The organism is Methanolobus sp. ZRKC3 (assembly GCF_045291275.1).
In the GTDB taxonomy this organism is placed as follows: Archaea; Halobacteriota; Methanosarcinia; order Methanosarcinales; family Methanosarcinaceae; genus Methanolobus.
Genome location: NZ_CP146982.1, coordinates 262,112 through 282,502 on the forward strand (window position 1 = coordinate 262,112; position 20,391 = coordinate 282,502).

The window sequence follows — 20,391 nt, forward strand, 5'->3', positions numbered from 1 at the left end:
TTTTTGATTTGTTCACTGTGGTACGTACAAAATATATACTTAGCGGTTTTTTTTGCAATTGTGCAATTTATTTTGTGTGGACCTTACAGTATATATGAAGTAAAAGTTAATATGCAATAATGTCATCTCGATGTAATAAATCTATGTGTTATTTCAAACGGATATGCATATCATGAGGCCAGCTTTACTATTCATCTGTATTTTAGTCATCGCGATATTTTCCCTGCCAATGACAGGTCATGCTCAATCTGGGGCAGAGCACTATATCCATTTTAACAAGATGACCGTTGATTTTGAAGGACAGGATGCAATGGTAACCATGTCATATGACCTGAACATGTTTTCCAGGGTATATGTTTTGTTTCTTGGCAGTCACAACCTAAAACCAACCCTTGAGACTGTTTTATTCGATTTTGATGATATAGAGGTTGTCAGGATAGGCAGAAACGAGGCTTCTGTTTTTGTGCAGAATATCTCTCGTGAGAATGAAGAATACTTCCTTCATGATTCTCATCCTCTGGGTGCGAAAGTGGATGTGCTGACAATGATCTATCCAGATGGTTCATCAAGGACAGTTCCGGATGCAACTTCAACCCCGAATACATTTTATTCTGATGTTTGAGTGCTGTTTTTTTATTTTGTGTGAATACAAAAATTCAGATCAATCATTGCCAAGTTCAACATAAAAGGCAATTCTGGCTTCTTGGGACTCATACATTAAAATAACTGAATAGCCAGCTACATGATTATTACTCAACTGGGTCCTGAGGAGATGTGCGTGAATCATGGCAACGTAACCTCATAAGTTGCGTCCTTATTCTAAGACAGGTGGGAAGGACAGTCAAGTCAAGGAAATATTGGACCTTTTGGTCATTGCCAAGTGGTGAAATAAGAGGTTTCATCCTACCTTTAACTCGTACCTTTTTATATGAGTTACAGTGTGAATCAAGTTTGTCCAAAAGGTTTATCAATGATTATGCAATAGGAGAGGTGCTGATATGTGCCTGATGCATGCGGTAATGTCCTCTAAGATGGATGTGGCTCATTGTCAGGAACTAAGCTAAAACTTATTCGCAAAATGGGCTCGTGGTCTAGATGGTTATGACGTCGCCTTGACATGGCGGAGGTCCGGAGTTCGACTCTCCGCGGGCCCACCATAATCTCTAACAGGGATTCGATAAGTTTAAATATAAAAAAAGATATTAGGTGCTTCGGGTCATTATGCCCAGGTAGCTCAGTTGGGAGAGCGCTGCCCTGAAGAGGCAGCTGTCCCCGGTTCAAGTCCGGGTCTGGGCATCTAATGCAAAGTACATCAGTAGTGTAGTGGTTATCACCGGGCGTTGCCAACGCTCGAACCCGGGTTCGAGTCCCGGCTGATGTACTCATTTTTTTAACTTCACTTTTTTAACAAAATCTAATATTTGATTCAGTAACGTTATTTATTTTCTATTTATCCTGACAACATTAGTTTCTCAAAATAAACCAAATGTTCATTCAACAACTCAAAGGATGTGATCTTCCAATGTCAAAAGATAAAAATGAAACACAATGCAATTCATGTTCATGTGGCTGCTCTGGTGGTGGAAGTATGTTCAAAATATGGATACTTGTAGGAGCTTTGATTGGACTGGTCTGGTATTTTGTCCAATGATTACTGTACTGACCTGGATATTTTAAAAAGGTCAGTAAAAAAATATACTGTACCTGCCAAAACAGCAGGTACATTCCTGGAAAATTGAGTTTTTTGTGGATTATTCTTTTCTTCCGAACCTTCTAACCAGCATGGTGACAGCTACAAAAGCAAGCATGGTTACAAAGATTCCCGGAGCAGGCAGGAATTTCTTCTCAACCTCGAAGCTGCCTGTGAGAGTACTGATCTGTACCTCATAACTACCAGCTTCTTCTTCGGATGTACTGAAATCCACAGTTGTTTCCTCATCCGCATCGAGGGAAACTGTCTTTGAATCCCTCATCTCTCCGCTGGTGAGCAGTTCCACATCAGTCTCACCAGCTACGGTTCCAGTGTTCATCACATCTACTGAGATAGTCACATTTTCACCTGTCTTCACGAGAAGTGGTGCAATCTGCAGGTTTGAATAGGAAAAAGCTGCTTCCAGGGCAAGCACTTCGAGATTGAACTCAGCCTCGAGATAATCATCCGACATTGAGCTAATCTTATGAACACCTGCCTCCTGCACTGTATATCTCAGTGAGCCTTCTGCATTGGTGCTACCTATGAGGATTCCGTCGTAATAGAGCTCCACGCCTTCTACAGCTTCACCATCGATGGCAGTGAGTGTTGAAATGGTGATCCTGTCTCCCTGCTTCACCTCATCTGGTGAGATCTCTATCGCAAGTTTTCTACTGGCGTCATCAGGGGAAACCACTTCTACGTCGAAGTTTGCGGAAGTGAATCCTTCCTTTTCAGCACTTACAGTGAACATGCCTATGGTTTCTGGAGTGTATGATACGATACCTTCCCTTGAAGTCATTCCTACATCATTGTTTCCAAACATAACGACGGCATTCTGCACAGCTGCACCCCTTGATGTCACCTTTATTGTTGCAGGCTCGTTCTGCAGAAGGACTGTCTGCATGTCAAGTGAAAGTGATTCAGATGGCAGGGTGGATACCTCTATGAAAGGATAGTATCTGACACTACCGGAATCAGCGACCTTGAAGTGTATGTTCCCCATTATTGCAATGGTCTTGTCCCTTGTAAGGGATATCGTGTCTTCGTTTCTCAGGGTGACCTCATCCGAGGAGAAGCTTGAGACTTCCATCTCTCCGAATTTATCATTTGATTCTATCTCAACATAGTCCTCTGATATCTGGAAGATACCTTCTATAAAAACAGCATTTGTCTCGGTTCCTCTAAAAATGTCCCTGAAGTGCACGACTATCATTGGTACATCATCTGTTGAACCAATGTCCTTCTCATAGACGTAGTCATCGTTATCTGAAACCACTGTTGTATCCACTTCTTTTCCATTCTTATCAAGCGATACCAGTACGCTGCTGCCATCAAGGTCAACCTCTACTACCCTGAGTCTGTATCCTTCCTCAAGGACCAGTGCAGAGCCTGAGAACATGGAAGTTCTGCGGTCATTATCAATAAGTACCTTTGAAAGCTGCCCATCTGAGAGCATGCTCACATCGTCTGTGAATTCATTGTCCGGATAGCCTGCAAAGTATTTTTCAGCGAGGAATCCTATCACCTGGAATTCTCCCCATTCGTTGTGGTCAAAGCTTACGTCCTGTGCTATGCTCCTGTAAACCAGGTCACCATCATCTATTCTCCTTCCGCTTAGTTCTCTTATCTCAAGGGACTCGGTACCGATACCCTCATCGATATTGTAATAGAAACCTTCGAAGTTCAGTGGTGTCCATTTGAGCTTCTCATCCTCTGCAACAGTACCCCTGAGTTCATATATGCCAGGCTCTGACATATCCACAACAGGTCCAAACCTCAAGGTGTTGTCATCTGCGACCAGGAATTTTAATTTGCCCATTATAGTGACGGAGTTTCCTCTTCCAAGTGAGATGGAGTCGGAGTTATCCAGGCTGATCTCATTCTCACTCAGGGACTTGATCTCCATTTTCCCGAACTTGTCCCCGGATTCGACCTCCACATAATTCTCAGATATCTGGAAAATACCCTCCACAAAGACTGCATTTGTCTCTACTCCCCTGAAAATATCATTGAAGTGTACTGCGATGATGGGTACATCCTCTTCAGAGCCTATATCCTTCTCATAGACATAGTCATCGTTTCCAGAAACAATGGATGTATCGACCTCCCTGCCGTTCTTCTCAAGGGTTACAAGCACACTGTTCCCATTAAGGTCAACTTCTACTATATTGAGTTCATAGCCTTCATTAAGTGTGAGGGATGAGCCTGAAAAAAGGGATACTTCTCTGTCACTATCCATAAGGACCCTTGTAAGTTCACCGCCGGATATCAGACTAACGTCATTTTTTGCAAAGGCAGTATCATCCGTGTAACCTGCGAAGTAACGCTCTGCCATAAATCCAATGACCTGGTAGGATCCCCACTTGCTTTGGTCAAAATCGGTGTTTATGGGTGTCGTGCTGTATTCGAGATCCCCGTCATTGATGCTTCTGTCAGTGTAACTGTCTAGTTTGACAGTAAGTGTTTCCGATCCTTCCCCCGAATCAAGGTCGAAGTAGAATCCGGAATAACTGAGAGCATTCCAGGTATATTCAAGAGATACATTCTCATCAGCATCCCATATGCGATTGCCAGTGTTGTTTGTATCTGCAATCACAACGGTTGCAGATAGCATCATCGATACAAATATGAACATACTTACCAGTAATAAAAAATGATTTCTCTCTTTCACATTAAACCCCCTGTATTGATAATGACGGAAAAGCTTCCATCATAAACAATATACTAACATTTATCGATGTACATATATATCAATTTAATCAAGCTGCATGATACAATTTCGTTATAAAAACCGCCTATACCTTCAGCAATTAATTGAAGGAAACTTCTCTGACATGTTAGAAAATTTAATCCCTGCTCTTCAGAAAATGCTGGTAAATCCTGTTTGGTTTTACCGGAGAATAGAATTGTAAAAAAGAAAAGTGTACCTGCTGTAACACAGGTACCAAAAGTTCAAAGTTGTCCTTCTATTCCACCCTTTCCGTTCTTTTTCATTACGAACATTGCGACACCTGCCAATAACGCCAGTATCAGGAATATTCCCGGTGCAGTAAGCAACTTCTTCTCGACTTCAATATTGCCTGTAACTGCTCCTAACTGGACCTCGTAACTTCCCTTTTCCTCTATGAAGGTTGTGAACTCAACACTTGTTTCCTCTCCAACATCAAGAGAAATGCTCTTTGCATCTGCCACGGTTCCGTTGATCATAAGCTGAACAAGGGTATCGCCTTTGGCCGTACCTGTATTCGTAACATTGGCAGAGACTGTGAATTCTTCTTTTGTCTTTACAAGCAGAGGAGCAATGATAAGCTCGGAGTAGGTGAACCTTGCTTCAAGGACATCTATTTCCAGGTTAAACTTAGCTTCAAGATACTCATCGGATCTGGTACTGAGTTTGTGCACACCCGGTTCTTTTACGGTGTATGTGAGCATGCCGTCCTCGTCACTTGTGCCTATGAGGTTACCATCGAAGTACACCTCCACATCTTCCACAGACTCGCCACCAATTGCGGTTACTGTGGAGATGGTTATGGTATCCTGTTCAACTACATTATCTGGTGAGACCTCGATAACAAGTTTCCTGCTGACATCATCAGGGGATATTACCTCAACCTTGAAAGTTGCAGAAACGAAGCCTTCCTTTTCTGCCTTTACAGTATAGATTCCGGCTGTTGTTGGTGTGTAGGGGATAATACCTTCATTTGAAGTATCGCCAATCCTGATATCACCGAATGTAACAACAGCATCTTCAACTGTTGCTCCTCTTGATTCCACAGTGATAGCTGTCTTTTCATTCTCCTTGATAACCTTAGGCATATCTATGGAAAGTGATTCAGATGGTAGGGTAGAAACTTCTACGAAAGGATAGTATCTGACATCGCCTGAATTCGCTACCTTGAATGATATATCGCCCATTATCTCAATGGTGTCGTCTCTTGTAAGACTGATGGAATCCTCGTTTTCCAGAATGACCTCATCAGATGAGAAACTATCTACAGTCATCTCTCCAAACATCTCATCAGATACTATCTCGATAACATCCTCAGACACCTGGAAGATACCTTCCACAAAGACCGCATTTGATTCGCTTCCACTGAATATCTCATTGAAATGGACGACTATTACCGGAACATCATCTGTTGAACCGATATCTTTCTCGTACACATAGTCATCATCAGAAGAAATGATGCCTGTGTCAAGCTCGCTTCCGTATTTCACAAGTCTTACCATTACACTGCTACCGTCAAGGTCAACTTCCACGATCTTGAGCTCATATCCATCTTCAAGTATCAGTGATGAGCCGGTATACAGTGTGGTCTGCTTGTCTGTGTCAATAAGTACCTCAGACAGTTGTCCGTCTGAAAGGATACTCACATCATTTGTAAATTCATTATCCGGATAACCTGCAAAGTATTTCTGTGCAAGGAAACCAACAACCTGGAACTCTCCCCATTCATTGTGTTCAAAACTGACATCCTGGGCTTTGCTTTTGTAAACGAGATCCCCTTTTTCTATGGTCCTTCCATTCAGATCTTCTACTTCAAGGGATTCAGTACCTATTCCTTCATCGATATTGTAGTAGAATCCTTCAAAGTTCAGCGGCGTCCATTTAAGTTCCTCATCTTCTGCAACTGTACCCCTTAGTTCGTAGGTTCCGGGTTCAGACATGTCAACAACAGGTCCGAACCTGAGTGTATTATCATCTGCAACAATGAACCTGAGTTTCCCCATTATCTTAACAGTATCTCCCCTTCCAAGGGAAATGGAATCATAGTTTCGCATTGTGATCTTATCATCACCAATAGAATTGACTTCCATCTCACCATATTCATCATCAGCTTCAATCTTCATGAAGTTCTCGGATATCTGGAAGATACCATCGATAAATACTGCATTGGTCTCAGAACCCATAAAAATATCATCAAAGTGAACCGCGATCATGGGTACATCTTCATTTGACCCGAGATCTGTTATGTAAACATAGGTATCGTCCCCGGAAATGACGTCTATGTCTATTTCTTTGCCGTCTTTTTCAAGACTCACAAGCAAATTGTTTCCATTCATATCAACTTCCACAATGTTTAGCTCGTATCCTTCTTCAAGAATAAGTGAGGAGCCTGTGAAGAGTGATTTCTTCTCATCTGAATCAATGAGTACTTTTGAAAGTTCCCCGTCAGACATGAGGCTTATATCATCTCTGGCAAATTCGGTATCATCGCTGTAGGCAGCAAAATACTGCTCTGCCATAAATCCGATTACCTGATAAGATCCCCAGTCATTCTGTTCAAAATCTGTTTCAATGGAACTGGTTATGTATTCAAGATCTCCATCATTGATACTACGGTCACTGTCACTGTCCAATTTGACTATGAGTGTTTCCGACCCTTCTCCTGAGTCCAGGTCAAAATAGAAACCTGAGTAACTCAGTGCGGTCCATGTGTATTCAAGTGATAGATCGTCATCAGCATCCCATATCAGATTGCCTGTGCTATTATTTGCAGCTGCGGCAGCTGTTGAAAAGGTATTTAATGCCAGCAACAGGAATGCTGTCATTAATACGAGTTTAATAGTTTTTTTCATGTTCATCCCCTCAATCAAGATTAACGGTGGTTAGTGGTAACTAGTATATATTAACTTCAATGTATCTAAAGCAAAGTATATTAATATGTATTATAAATTCGACCAACTTATCATAAAATATTAATGCAGTGGTCTGAAATTCAGAAAAAAGATAATTTAAAAATTCAGGAAATAAAAATAGAAAAAATGAACTCCGTCTTTATTTAAGATGGATCGACCAACTGCCTCCATTCTTTTCCATGCATATCTTGTCTTCTCTGGCAAGCCAGCCCATGGCCATAAAAGCTGTTTGCGCATCAAAACCATTATCTTTCAGGTGGTTCTTTATGCCTGCCAAATTAGTATCGCCGCTTTCAAGTAATCTATAGATATAGCCTGCTGCTTCTCCGATGTTCACACAGTTTTCATCCATATTGTTCACTCCTCAGTTTTAAATATTCTGATCTATCTAGTTTACCTACAATCATCGTGATGAAACCAATCCCAGTTCATGCACTGGAATCAGATAATCCCTATATATTTGATATTTTTTAACTATCATAAAGATTTCGAATCGGGATATTTGAAGCCTGCAAAACATCCTCTGCATATGCACGTGTCAATTCAGCCACACTCCATGCCTGGGAAATGCATCCTCTGGGTTTGTGGGGTGCATCGCCATCAAATATCTCAGATATGCTGCCAAGTCCTGCCTCATCAATATGTATTCTGAGTTCGACCAGAAGCTTTTCCAGAGATTCCCTGCATTCCTGAGAATCCGGGTGAGTTTTCCTGTAGGCTGTAATATAATGTCCAAGCAACCATGTCCAGACAGTGCCATTGTGGTATGCCATGTCCCTGTTTTCTGTATTTCCATGATATGTTCCAATGTATCTGGTATCTTCAGGAGATAATGTCCTGAGTCCGTATGGTGTCAGCAATTTCTTTCCTACCATTTCAACAATACTTAAGCTCACGCTTTCAGGTAGCATGGAAAAGGGGAGTGAAACTGCAAGTATCTGGTTTGGCCTGATGGAAGCATCTTTGTTTTCATTATTTCTATCTCCAGCTTCACCTGAATCTAAGATACAATCATAGAGGAAGCCATCTTTTTCGTTCCAGAATTTTTCTATGAAACTTGATCTGGTAGTTTCAGCGATCCCATTGAATCGAGAGTTGTCCCTACCAATTTTGTCCCCCATATATTCTGCATATCTCAATGCGTTGTACCAGAGAGCGTTAATCTCACAGGTCTTTCCTTTTCTGGGGGTAACCTCGAAATCACCAATTTTCGCATCCATCCAGGTTAGCTGCCCTCCGTGTGAAATAAGGCCGTCCTCATCCATCCCTATGTTGTAATCAGTTCCGGATATGTAGTGATTGATGATATCTTCAACAGTGTCCCAGACCTTTTCTAAAAATTTAGTGTCATTGGTATAGTCAAAGTATTTTCCAAGGGCATGAATGAACCAGAGTGATGCATCAACAGTGTTGTAAACAGGAGTCTGTCCAGGAAATTCAGGGAACATATTTGGTATGAGTCCCCTCTGACAATGGGATGCGAAAGTTGAGAGTATCTCCCCTGCAATATCGAACCTGCCATTTACAAGTGTCAGCCCCGGTAATGCTATCATCGCATCCCTTCCCCAGTCTGCAAACCAGTGGTAACCTGCAATTATGGATTTTGCACCTGTAGTTTTCCGGTCAACGATAAATGAATCTCCGGCAAGCAGAAGTTTACGATAGAAGAGATCATCTATATGGGCTGATGCTACAACTTCTTCCCTTCGCAGCAGCTCATTTTCAAATATTTTTTTTATATCTGTATTATTTAGTTCGCCTTTATTCCCGGTGGATGCAATAATGAAAAAGCTTAATTCATTTTCCTTGCAATGCATCTGAAAATAGCCCGGATTCAGATTATTTTCTCTGTATGGATAACCTCTGTCTCTCTCCACATCATATTCCAGGTCATAGTACCAGTATGCTTCAGGTCTGTATTGCATGTTCGAATAAAGCTGAAATTGTCCGTTCCCTGAACTCAATCTCACATCATTATCTCTAGCTTCCTGTTCAAAGACCATTGTATCAGAAGTGGTAAGATGGTGTATGCTCCTGTTGTTTATAAGCGGGAGGACCTTAAAACTAAACTCTGTATTAGAAGGATTGGAGATATTGTACTGGATAACGGTGCTGTTTTCTCCATGTATCATCGTTATACTTTTTCTTATCTCGATATCGTTAACATTGTATTGAAAAACGGGAAGTTCTTTCATGGAAAAATCCTGCAGGTACTTATAGCCTTCAGGATAAAGCTTTCCTGGATACTTGTGAACTGCAAGGTGATGTATCTTCGTGTCGATAATGATCTCCTCATCCAAGGATGAAAGCAGCAACATTCTCTCCACAGGTGGGTTCATGGCTGCTATCAGAAGACCATGGTACTTTCTTGTATTAAGACCGGATGGGGTCGAGGATGCGTATCCACCCAAACCGTTGCTTATTATCCATTCTCTCTGGTTTTCAGTGTCATTGTAGGGTGGGTTCATAGGTTTCCTGGCTCGTAAACAAGAATCAAGGTATGAACTTCTTCATTTAAGCTCATCAAGCATCACGATGTTGTCCAACATCAGGGCACAGCTCCAGCATAATGGTATGGCCCATGAAGGTCTGCCGGTATGTTTATTGACCTGCTCCGGTAACATTCCGGCGCTCGTTCTTCCCTTGAGTGACCATCTTATGTATTTGAGAGCCTCGACCACCAGCTTGTTGAACTCATCATCCTTTCCATAGGTTTCCATTCTTGACTTTGCCAGTGCGAGATAGGCTTTCGATAACCAGAGGGTGGTGACTATCCAGGGGTTCCCGTCTATATAGGGGTCATTCTCATATCTCTTGATGCCAAAATGTCCATTAACGGGAACCCGGAGCTTTTCTTCGATGTTCTTGATAATGGAATAGATCATATCCCTTTCATTTTCATTGTCTGCTGAGAGCATGTTGAATGGAACAAAAGTACCCAGGATGCTGGCATCAACTATTGGGTCGATCTTATCGTGAACGATACCTTTGGCAAAGTATCCTTCAGGAAGCCAGAGCTTTTCGATAGTTGTACTTTTGATAAGCGATGCTCTTTCCCTCCACCTGATTGCAAGCTCTGTCTCTTTATAATCATCCGCCATTTCCGCAGCTCCGATCAAGCCTGCGTAAATGGCGGCGTTAGTATAGGTGAAGATCCCTGCGTAGCTTTCCCACAGGCCGATGCAAGATTCATGAAGACCACCGTTTGTTCTTTTCATCAGGTACTCTGCAGCACAAAGTACCGTTGCCCACATCCAGTCCAAAAACTCGGTCTTGATGTTCTTCCCAAGACTCTGATAGTATCGTTCAATTGCGAAAAGTGTGGATCCGGTCTCATCTATCTGGGTGGAATAACTGAAATTACCCCAGGATGGGCCTGAACTGCCGTCCAGCCAGTATCTCTGGAACCAGGACCCATCAGGCAATTGCGTATCCCTGCACCATCTCAGGAATTTTTCACTGAAATCAGGGTATCCTGCATTAAGCAATGATATTACTATCTCTGCAGAATCACGGTTCCAGCAGTATCCATAGCCTCCGCTCATCTCAAATTCATGATCGAATTCCGGAGCAGCTACAAAAGAGCCTTTTTCCGGGTCATTGAGAATGCTCAGTGTAAGCAGGGAGCGGTTGAATGCTTCCAGCAGCTCAAGTTTGAAGAACTCAAAACCTGTGTATTCTGGCATATCTAAAAGTTTCTTGCGTGAAAGCCACTTGATCCAGCCATCATGTGTGTCGTTAAAAAGTTCTTCAACAGCTTCATCCTGGACACTTCGAAGACGCTTGTATAATAGTTGTCTCGTGGGGGCTGCACCGATGAAGATCGTGAACTTCGCCTCAGTTGAAGCATCTATGTCTATCTTCCAACCAATGGCATTGTTTATGTTGCCGATATCTTCCTTTCCCCTCTGGAGTACACCGTCTTCCATATCGTATTTGGCATTTGTCCACCAGATGGTATCCAGTGCCTTTCCTATCTGCCACTCTTCAAATTGCGGAACAGTTGATATTCCAAGATTGTAGTTCTTCCAGTATTGTACAAGTATGCCCGATTCACTGTCACAGAATGCAGAATTCTTTTTCTGCATTTCTCCTACCTGGAAATTGGAATAGTAGAAGAATTTCCCATGAAATCCATTTTTGGAACTGATCTTATAGTCCCTGATAAGTATAGGAAGTTTAGGATGGATGAAATCTATGATCTCCATCTTCAGCCCATCGCTACGCTGAAGTTCTGTATGCACAATGTTAGTGTCCTCAATGTATCGCTGGTTTGGGACCCATTCATGGTCAGTGGACCAAATAAGTTTCTTGCCATCATATAGGCAGGCCTGCGACTCTTCTATATGCTGGGCAAAGTCCCTGTCAGGATAGAAGAAACCGAATATTTCGCCCTTCTTGCCCATTGTCACAAGCAGTTTTTCGTTTCCGAGGATGGCATTGGGTTGTTTGATCAACTGATCTCCCCTCTCATGACATGCTCTATCCTCATATCTTCCGGTGCAGGGGATACGAGATGTTCACATACCTCGGATCCCATGCTCTTACAATATGATTCGTGTACCTGAACATTCCTTCCCGCAACTGCAGATATGAAGCCCGCAAAAAAACCACTGATATACCCGCAGACTGGCATCTCATTCTCTCCGTATGCCTGTGCAATGAAGGAATCCTTCACTTTTATAGAACCCACCAGTGTTTCATGATCGACGTCACATTCCAGTATGCCCCATCCTGCAGCCATGAATAATTCCCTGAGCAGGTCCAGACAATTGTTCTTGTTTACATCAACGATATCCTGCAGGTATTTGACCATCTCTGATCCGCTTTTTATTCCTGTGAGCATCAGTAGTCCTTCTGCTTGCGGGGTATGTTCATGTATTATTTCCAAGATGTTCACGAACGTTTGGGAACGCACGATTATGGCTCTTTCTCCCAGAAGGTTGAGGGGGAACTCTACTGACTGCATGACCCGGTTCTTCGAGATCCCGTAGTCAACACTCAGTACCACATTCATCTTTTTGAGTTCGTCCACAATTGCTTCCAGATCTCTGCCTCTATCGACTTCGGTAAATATCACATATTTTCCCCTGTGGGGATCTTCCGAACAATCAAGATATGCAAACCTTATGTCCAGTTCTTTGTCCGCAAGGAAAGATGTTATCTCCGCTTCGGAATGCAGCGTATTTTCATATTCTATCTTGAACCAAACCACTTCTGCTTTGTTGTCCACTCTTGAGAACATATACAGATCTCGTACCATACAAAAAACTCCATATGAATATAGGATTGTTAGGCATATAGCATTATTCCATTCTTCCCAGCTTTTCAAATACCCGGGTTTTGAAATCCATAACAACAGCCATAAAATTCACTGCAGCATCATAGGGTGTGGTATGTATACTGAAATACGAATGCACATCTCCATCCCCCAGCCACTTTGTACTCATGTAGTAATAATGGTCCGATGTCAGCAGGTGCTTCCAGATACGTATCAATTCAGGGTCTGCCGTGGATCTCACGTATGGCTCAAGTAGTTTCATTTCCTCGAAACAGCGTCTTTGCATGTCATTCCCAAGCCATGCGCTCGTATCCCTTTCAATATCTGCCCAGGAGATGGTTGAAAAGTCCCCGACGTCTATCTCACCTACAGGAGCATATCTGTCAACTGTCATTGAAGGCGTGAAGAATTGCACTCCCTTATCGAGTACTTCTCCTGGCATGGCCTTGAGGAATTCGAATATTCCGGTATCTTCCCACTGGTGTTCTCCGAATGTCTCGTAGTCCATGAAAATATTGGCAGTATCTCCCATGGCGGAGGACACCCAGCGAGCCCATTTATCAGCTGTCAGCGGGTGCTCTTCCCACAATCTGGAGGAGAATCTGTATCCTATATCGTCACTTAGCTTGAAGTTTCGGAGAAGCACTGCGATATTACTGCCTGCGGCTTTGTATACGTGGTTCGGTGATCTCATTCCAAGAAGCCTGTCAACACCTTCCGTAAGTATCGCCTTGTATCCCATTTCCTGAGCCAGCGAAGCTACACTATTGTTGTACAGCAGTTCGGTGTTTCTGAACACTTCAGGTTCGAATCCAAGCAGTTCTGAAGTAATGTCACGGTGTTCTCTTACTTCTTCCACAAACTCTGTTTTGGATTCAAAAAGTGATGCAAGAGAATGGTAATACGTTTCATCGATAAATTCCACGCAGCCAGTATCTGCCAGGTCTCTGAATGATTGAAGTGTATCATCATCCCATTTCTCACACTGACTTAGAAGCGTGCCCGTGACTGACATGCTGAATTTGAATCTGCCGTTCGTTTCATCTATTAGTTTAAGCAGCGTATTATTTGCAGGAAGATAACACTTGTTTGCAACTCTCAGGAATATCTCCTTGTTCAGTTCTTCATCAAAATACCTGCCAAATCCACCGCTGCCTTCAGGCCAGAACCACTTGAGCCTGTATGGTTGGTGCACTTCAAAATAAAAGCATATCGACCTCATCGGTCCTCCTCCAGTAAAGCTCTTTTGATATCTGATATTATCGAAAAATTATTGACCGCTTTCTCGTATCCATGCCCATATCCGTCATTTCCCATCTCCAGTAATATCTCGCTTTGCTGAAGATAGCGGAAGATGGCCTTCATTTTCCCAGGGTCGCCATGCTTCATTTTTTCAATCTTTTTTCCAATGTTCTGGATCTCATGCAGGTACAGGTGTTGTGCATGGTTTCCCATCAGGTTATGCATGCCATAGCGTGCAGTCTTTTTTGATTGAAGGGATGGCAACTTCTCAGCCTTGAACTTCTCAGCTGCTTCTTCAGGGTGGAGCATTTCAATGCCATGAGCTTCAAGGCTTGCAGGCAGCTCCTTAAGGAAGCTCACTATTTTCTCACCATTTTGCAGATGGTTATGAAGCGAGTCATACTTTATGTACAGGGTGACGATATCTCCCTGCATATTTGCTATCCATGTGGCAAACTTATCTGCGATCAAAGGGTATCCGGACCATTTTTTATCTGAGAAATATTTTTCTATATCCTCACTGAGATTGATGTGCCTTAGCAGTGTGGGGATATCATTATGGTATACGTGTACCGGACCAATGCCATTTGAAAGGTTATGTGAACCTTCGGAAATAAAGCATTCAAATCCCATTTCTTTTATAATTTCCATTGAGCGTTGCTCAAGCAGCAGTTCACTATTTATGAAAGTTGAAGGGGTGATGCCAAATTCACTTTCAATGGCATTCACATGCATTTGCACCTGCTCCCTGAACTCATGTATATCCGGGAAAAGGGAACATATCGAGTGATAATAGGGAGATGCAGCAAAATGCGCTCCTTTCTTTCCCAGCAACCTGAAACTTTCCATTATTTCCGGTGCCCACTTGCATTGCTCCATAAAGATCCCTGATATATCGAATGTGTACTTCCCTCCTCTTTCAATGGAATCTATCAGGGCATCATTGATCACTTCGATATCACGCTGCAATCGCGAATAATTATTAAATGACCTCTCAATATCAAAATAATTATCCATTGCAGGAGTTGTATATCCCTCACGCGGCCAGTACCATCTGGTTGGCAGCGGAAGGTGAACTTCAAAACATACGCATACAGCTTTCATGAGTCATTCCTTTTATCAGCTATTTTCGTTTCCCGTTTTAGGGACATCATTATTTTCAGATCGTACCATTTCCACAGAAAATGGTGGTGTATATGTGTTATAAATCCCGGTCATTTATCCTCTTAAATCATAACCATTTTCTTCTTCTAAAGTAAACAACCATAATGGCAGATAATAATACGATAATCACCCATACGAAATGATAACCCCATCTCCATTCAAGCTCCGGCATATATTTAAAATTCATTCCATATATCCCGGCTATGAATGTAAGTGGGATGAAGACCGTGGCTATTATGGTCAGGGTTTTCATGACCTCATTCATCTTGTTGCTGATACTTGAGAGATAGACATCCATCATTCCTGAAAGTATATCGCGGTATGTTTCTATCATATCAGCAACCCTGATCGTATGGTCATATACATCTCTGAGAAAAATAAATGTAGAATCATCAAATAGTGGCGATTCTGTTCTTTCCAGATTACCTATAAGGTCCCTCAGTGGCCATATGGACTTACGAAGGTAGATCATTTCCTTTTTTAGATAATGAATTTTTTGTAACGTACTTGAATCAGGGTCTTCCACAAGCTCTTCTTCTATTTCTTCAATAGATTCTGATATTTTCTCGATAACGACAAAATAATTGTCTACAATCGAATCAAGGAGAACATATGCAAGGTAATCTGCTCCTTTTGAACGTATGCGTCCCCTGGAATTTTGCAGTCTTTCCCTGACAGCACCAAAAGTATCCCCTTGCATTTCCTGGAATGAGATTACATAATTTTGTCCGAGGATTATGCTTATCTGTTCTGCTTTTATGCCTGATTCTTTATCTTCAATCCTAAACATTTTAAGGACAAAATAAATGTAAGAGCCAAAATCCTCCATTTTTGGGCGCTGACTGGCATGTACTATATCCTCCATTACAAGTGGATGCAAGCCAAAATGTTTGCCTATCTTCTCAATGTTTTCAACTTCATGGATGCCATCTATGTTTATCCATGAGACCCCTTTTGATTCTTTGAAGTGAAAGCAATCTTCAACATTCTCAATTAAAGTCTCCTGGTAATTATCCTGATCATAATTGATTGCGGTTATTCTCATCTTTTCAGTCCGCATCTCTCCGATATGGATCAAGCTACCGGGCATCATTCCTGTTTTTTTAGAAGTACCCCTGCTAATGTCTTTCATAATGGTCACTTGCTCACATATCTTTTCAGGATGAATATGGTTTCATCAGGATTTGGGTTTATGGGGACAATATCTTCCCGTAGGTTTCCACTGTCTGGTCAGCTATTTTGTTCCAGTTATATTTCTCAGACAACAGTTTCTTTCCCTTTCTTCCCATTTCCCCATCGGAATAGTTGGCAAAAACATGATTGATTCCCCATGCTATGGATTCAGGGGTTTGGTAGGTGGTTATCCCGTTTTCGAAGTTGTCGACAAGTTCCACAGCATTGGTGGCAACAATGTTCTTGGAGGCATCCCAGGCTTCCAGCAAGACAATTCCAAAAGGTTCGTTGCGGCTTGGAACGCACATGAGATTGCACGCATTCATCCATTCCTTCTTTACCTCTTCACTAACGTACCCAAGGAAACGGCAGCTATCCTGCACATTGAGCTCATGGACTATCTTTTCACATACAGGTCGCATTTCTCCTTCGCCAATGATCACGAACTTCGCGTCCCACTTCTGGTCAAGCACCATTGGAATTGCTCTGGCAAGGATGTCCGGTCCTTTCTGGTAGTTCATACGACCCACGAAAAGGACGACAGGTGCATAAGGATGTATATCATACCGCTTTTTAAGTTCTCCCGGATCAACATCCATCCTTATGCTGCCTTCATTGAGCCCGTTGGATATGATGTCTACTTTGTAATCGGGTACCTGATAGAGGTGCTGAACTTCATTTTTAAATGTAACTGATGTTATTATTATCCCGGCTGATTCATAACCGCCTTTCCATTCCCTATGACTTATTTCGATGGCTTCCCACCAGTCTCCATGAATATTCCCGTTCCTTCCCCATTCAGTGCTGTGATAGGTTATGATAAATGGAATTCCAAGTTCCCATTTGAGCCTGCATGCAAGGTTTACCGGATGCCAGTCATGGACGTGTACGAGATCAAAGTCCCCAAATTTCTCCTTTGCTTCCATGAATGCAGAGTACATGGCATCACACATGCTGTCCATTTGTTGCACAATTCCTCCGAAAAGAGAATGGTTGACACGATGGTAATGCACACCATTGACTATCTCATATGTGGTCATATCCTTATTCCGACTGAATATATGGACTTCATGACCTTTCAGTGCCAATGCCTCAGCCAGTTCGGAAACATGGGGTGCAAGTCCACCCACCTTGACCGAATGCAGGCTTTCCCACGAAAGCATGGCGATTCTTAATGTATTTTTCACGAAATTACTCCCTTAAAATAAAATGAATTATCCTTACAGTCTAATCTCTGTTAAGAAGATGGTCCACTGCGACTTCAGGAGGCATCGTATTGATGTAGATGCCAGTGTTCTTTTCGAAGCCCGCAGTTATTGATGTTACCGGTTTGATACGCACGTTGAAGTGGTATTGCGTTTCATGTTCTAACTGGAAGAACATGTAATTATAGGCAAGTTCAGGAATTGTTTCATTCAGTTTTGATACTGCAGATCTGATGCAATCCCCCAGGGAAAACAGCATCTCATCCGTGAAACCGGATATGTGGTTTACATGCTTGAGAGGCAGTATCCATAGTTCATAAGGCACCATGGAAAAATAGGGTGCTATGACAACAAAATGCTCATTCCCGTATACATATCTCTCTTGATCATTTTCCATGCTTGCAATATCACAGTAGGGACACTTGTCCAGCTCTTTAATTGTGTCCATTTCTCTGGTGAAGCATGAAGGCATTAAGGGAATAGCAATAAGTTGTGAATGAGTATGCTCAAGTGAAGCACCTGCTTTTTGACCCCAGTTCTTGAAAAGTGATACGTAACTGATCCCGTCCTTTGACTGGTAATAATTCACCCTGTCACGATATGCCTGCATAAGTAGCAGTATCTCATCATCGGATGAGTGGTGTATCCGGCTTTCATGGAATGGATTCTCTATAATGACCTCATGGAATCCGTAGCCTCTGTCCACAGTAAAATCCGATGTTTCCGGCTCATCCGCATCAGGTGAGAGCGCAGGAAACAGATTTGGGATGCATCTTATATCCCAGTTCTTGATATTCTCATTATCACTGTCCTGTAATATCTCACCATTTTTGTAAACAGCTGTTGCAGGAGGTGTTTTATCCTCATAACCTGCGCAGAACACGCAGCTGGATGACCTTTTCTCATCACCACAGGCTTTCGGGGCAGAGGGTCTTTTACTCCTGCCGGATGCGACAATGCAGTACTCTTCAAGGAAATAATGCTTGCGTATTTCGGACATGTTTATTCCATCCGTGTTCCTGTGAGGAGTTCGTAGTACTGCTTGATGGGATCATCCCAGCTCATGTCACCTGCAAGCAAACTCGCTTCCTGACAAAGCAGATTATATTTGATCATATCATCGGTGTAGGTATCAATGAAGTAGTCCATGGCAAGGGCATAATCCGAGATGGATTCAATATAGGGCAGGTTAATATTATCAACAACGATAACTCCTCCCATTCCCATGACCAGCCTTTTAAGGGTTTTCAGTGCATCACTGAATCCGCATACCTTACTAACAATGCTTGGGGTGGCTTCCTTTCCAGCCTCAAGTCCTGTTAAGAGGAACGGCTCATATCTGGAGGGGAATACCCCTGCGATACATCCTGCCATGAATTCGTCGGTACTCATATTGAGCCCTCCATCATGGTCAGATATCCATTGCGGATACAGCACTGCAGCCACGTGCCTACTGCCACTGGGGATGTGTGGACAGTCAAGCCTTTTTTCCTTGATCATCTGTTGTAGCCTGATCTCTTCTCCCACAAGCACTTCATCAGGCAGGTTGATCGGGAAGTTTTCCGGAAGCTCGGTTTTTGGTCCCTGGGCAGCTACAATGAAACACACTATCCTGTAGTCCTCATCAAGGTGGCCTGCAACTATCTGGTTCTTGAACATCCTGTCAAGTATCACAAGTGAATCCAATAGATCCGGGTATCCCTTATTCTCGATCTCTATACGTGATATCGAAAAGATTGGTATGATCTTCTCAGGTGGGATCTTCTTACCGTCATTAACGCTGTACATTGTTTCCGAAAGAAAGTCCTGTATCTTTTTTCTGCAGGCCATCTTCTTTTCCCAGTCAATGTCATCATCATCCAGATCAACTCCGTTGCGTACAATGATGGAATCGATATCATAGAACAGCTTGATCTCCTTACTTGTTGAATCACCTACAGCTGTTACGACATCTGAATACGCTGAAAGTGACTCGAGTTTGGCAAGATTTACGGGTACGCCGCTATCCCATGAACTATCGTTTTCCATTATCTTTTGTATGGAACGGTGTCCGGATGACCTGCCAGGCAGGGTTGCATGGTATGTAGCCACGGTATTGATGCTGATCCCGAGTTTTTCCAGTCGTGCAAGGGCGTAGAATGTACCAAATTCATGGCAATGCAGTGAAACATGTACAGTAGGCATCAGGGATGCTGCAAATTCTGATATTGCCTTATCGTGATATTCAGTTGCGGCCTTCTCCCTTGACTCCACAGCAACCTTGATGAATTCAGAAATTGCATAGGAAAGATTCAGGTAATGGGTATACTCCACACCATTACTCATATCCTCAAAACTCATTGAGTCAAGTCCTACAAGATCGTATGCTTCCGCTTTGATCATATTTGAAAGGGACATACTTTTGGATTTGTATTCGGCGAGAACTCTGCAATAGTCTTTGCAATTGAACATGATATACAGTATTTTGATGCCCTTTATCTCCCGGCTTCCCAAATGTGATTCAATACCTCGTAACTTCAATATTTCCAGGATTTCAAGCAGTTCACCTTCGGCTTCGTATTCATCGAATTCACTCATATCCGTGATTCGATTCAGCCCCTTGTTCCAGTCGGCACCGCTATGTCCATAGTAAGGTCCTGCAACGATTATTCTGGGAGCAGTTTCTTTTTCAATGATACCTTCACCTATCAGGTTGGCAAGATTTCTTGCTTCGGCATCGATGACATTCCAAATTCCTCCCATCTTATTCGATTTTGGCCCTGCCTCTTCCCCAGTGATAATTATACATTTGCTCTCCAGCATGTTTCAACTCCCTTAAAGTCACTTATTTCATTAGTTCCACTTGTATTTTAAAATATCTGATAGATAGTTAATCTTTTCGCATTCTGTAACGTAAAATGTTTTGCTATCATTACGATATCTTTAATTACTTAATAAACAGATTGATAAGTGTATTTATATGAGGGTTTTTGTTGAAAGAAAAAGTTCATGAG

General features: G+C 42.4%; 13 protein-coding genes and 3 tRNA genes. 4 read left to right on the plus strand and 12 right to left on the minus strand.

Features of this window, described 5'->3' with window-relative positions; translation table 11 throughout:
• Positions 1-172: 172 nt before the first annotated feature.
• The 4 genes from V7O66_RS01270 to V7O66_RS01285 all read left to right on the plus strand — a co-directional run bounded on the left by V7O66_RS01270 (position 173) and on the right by V7O66_RS01285 (position 1,381).
• On the plus strand, positions 173-622 hold the full coding sequence (locus V7O66_RS01270) for a hypothetical protein (RefSeq protein ID WP_406661181.1): 450 nt from the start codon (positions 173-175) through the stop codon (positions 620-622).
• 458 nt (positions 623-1,080) lie between these two features.
• Positions 1,081-1,157, plus strand: a tRNA-Val gene (locus tag V7O66_RS01275).
• A 66-nt stretch (positions 1,158-1,223) separates the two neighbouring features.
• Positions 1,224-1,296 (plus strand) — tRNA-Phe (locus V7O66_RS01280).
• 13 nt (positions 1,297-1,309) lie between these two features.
• Positions 1,310-1,381 (plus strand) — tRNA-Gly (locus tag V7O66_RS01285).
• A 370-nt stretch (positions 1,382-1,751) separates the two neighbouring features.
• Here the strand turns inward: V7O66_RS01285 and V7O66_RS01290 are convergent.
• The 12 genes from V7O66_RS01290 to V7O66_RS01345 form a co-directional block, all read right to left on the minus strand.
• A complete protein-coding gene (locus V7O66_RS01290) occupies positions 1,752-4,364 on the minus strand; it encodes an S-layer protein domain-containing protein (protein WP_406661182.1) in 2,613 nt (870 codons plus the stop codon).
• Positions 4,365-4,645: 281 nt separating this feature from the next.
• Entirely contained in the window at positions 4,646-7,273 is a 2,628-nt protein-coding gene (locus tag V7O66_RS01295; protein WP_406661183.1) for an S-layer protein domain-containing protein, read from the minus strand.
• 199 nt (positions 7,274-7,472) lie between these two features.
• Positions 7,473-7,685, minus strand: a complete 213-nt coding sequence (locus tag V7O66_RS01300; protein ID WP_406661184.1) for a winged helix-turn-helix domain-containing protein — start codon at positions 7,683-7,685, stop codon at positions 7,473-7,475.
• A gap of 118 nt (positions 7,686-7,803) precedes the next feature.
• A complete protein-coding gene (locus tag V7O66_RS01305) occupies positions 7,804-9,801 on the minus strand; it encodes an amylo-alpha-1,6-glucosidase (protein ID WP_406661185.1) in 1,998 nt (665 codons plus the stop codon).
• A gap of 42 nt (positions 9,802-9,843) precedes the next feature.
• On the minus strand, positions 9,844-11,790 hold the full coding sequence (locus V7O66_RS01310) for a glycoside hydrolase family 15 protein (RefSeq protein ID WP_406661186.1): 1,947 nt from the start codon (positions 11,788-11,790) through the stop codon (positions 9,844-9,846).
• Positions 11,787-12,596, minus strand: coding sequence for a V4R domain-containing protein (locus V7O66_RS01315; RefSeq protein ID WP_406661187.1), 810 nt, complete (start codon positions 12,594-12,596; stop codon positions 11,787-11,789). Before V7O66_RS01315 ends, V7O66_RS01310 begins: the two co-directional genes overlap by 4 nt.
• A gap of 43 nt (positions 12,597-12,639) precedes the next feature.
• Positions 12,640-13,836 carry a glycoside hydrolase family 57 protein gene (locus V7O66_RS01320; protein WP_406661188.1) on the minus strand — a complete coding sequence of 399 codons (1,197 nt, stop codon included), beginning with the start codon at positions 13,834-13,836 and terminating at the stop codon, positions 12,640-12,642.
• A complete protein-coding gene (locus V7O66_RS01325) occupies positions 13,833-14,960 on the minus strand; it encodes an alpha-amylase (RefSeq protein WP_406661189.1) in 1,128 nt (375 codons plus the stop codon). The genes V7O66_RS01320 and V7O66_RS01325 overlap by 4 nt, the downstream gene beginning before the upstream one ends.
• Positions 14,961-15,087: 127 nt before the next feature.
• Positions 15,088-16,152 (minus strand): magnesium/cobalt transporter CorA, encoded by a 1,065-nt coding sequence (corA, locus tag V7O66_RS01330; RefSeq protein ID WP_406661190.1) that lies wholly within the window; start codon positions 16,150-16,152, stop codon positions 15,088-15,090.
• 58 nt (positions 16,153-16,210) lie between these two features.
• The gene (locus tag V7O66_RS01335; protein ID WP_406661191.1) at positions 16,211-17,380 is read right to left on the minus strand and encodes a glycosyltransferase family 4 protein; all 1,170 of its coding nucleotides are present in this window, start codon (positions 17,378-17,380) and stop codon (positions 16,211-16,213) included.
• A 40-nt stretch (positions 17,381-17,420) separates the two neighbouring features.
• Complete coding sequence (locus V7O66_RS01340; protein WP_406661192.1) at positions 17,421-18,398, minus strand: DUF4921 family protein; 978 nt, start codon at positions 18,396-18,398, stop codon at positions 17,421-17,423.
• Positions 18,399-18,400: 2 nt separating this feature from the next.
• Complete coding sequence (locus tag V7O66_RS01345) at positions 18,401-20,200, minus strand: glycogen synthase (RefSeq protein WP_406661193.1); 1,800 nt, start codon at positions 20,198-20,200, stop codon at positions 18,401-18,403.
• Positions 20,201-20,391: the final 191 nt, after the last annotated feature.

Bases quoted from the DNA above. Each gene is read 5' to 3' on its own strand.
- V7O66_RS01325 (WP_406661189.1), bottom strand. From the start codon at position 14,960: ATGAAAGCTGTATGCGTATGTTTTGAAGTTCACCTTCCGCTGCCAACC.
- V7O66_RS01300 (WP_406661184.1), bottom strand. From the start codon at position 7,685: ATGGATGAAAACTGTGTGAACATCGGAGAAGCAGCAGGCTATATCTAT.
- V7O66_RS01270 (WP_406661181.1), top strand. From the start codon at position 173: ATGAGGCCAGCTTTACTATTCATCTGTATTTTAGTCATCGCGATATTT.
- V7O66_RS01320 (WP_406661188.1), bottom strand. From the start codon at position 13,836: ATGAGGTCGATATGCTTTTATTTTGAAGTGCACCAACCATACAGGCTC.
- V7O66_RS01315 (WP_406661187.1), bottom strand. From the start codon at position 12,596: ATGGTACGAGATCTGTATATGTTCTCAAGAGTGGACAACAAAGCAGAA.
- V7O66_RS01295 (WP_406661183.1), bottom strand. From the start codon at position 7,273: ATGAAAAAAACTATTAAACTCGTATTAATGACAGCATTCCTGTTGCTG.
- V7O66_RS01340 (WP_406661192.1), bottom strand. From the start codon at position 18,398: ATGTCCGAAATACGCAAGCATTATTTCCTTGAAGAGTACTGCATTGTC.
- corA (WP_406661190.1), bottom strand. From the start codon at position 16,152: ATGAAAGACATTAGCAGGGGTACTTCTAAAAAAACAGGAATGATGCCC.
- V7O66_RS01345 (WP_406661193.1), bottom strand. From the start codon at position 20,200: ATGCTGGAGAGCAAATGTATAATTATCACTGGGGAAGAGGCAGGGCCA.
- V7O66_RS01305 (WP_406661185.1), bottom strand. From the start codon at position 9,801: ATGAACCCACCCTACAATGACACTGAAAACCAGAGAGAATGGATAATA.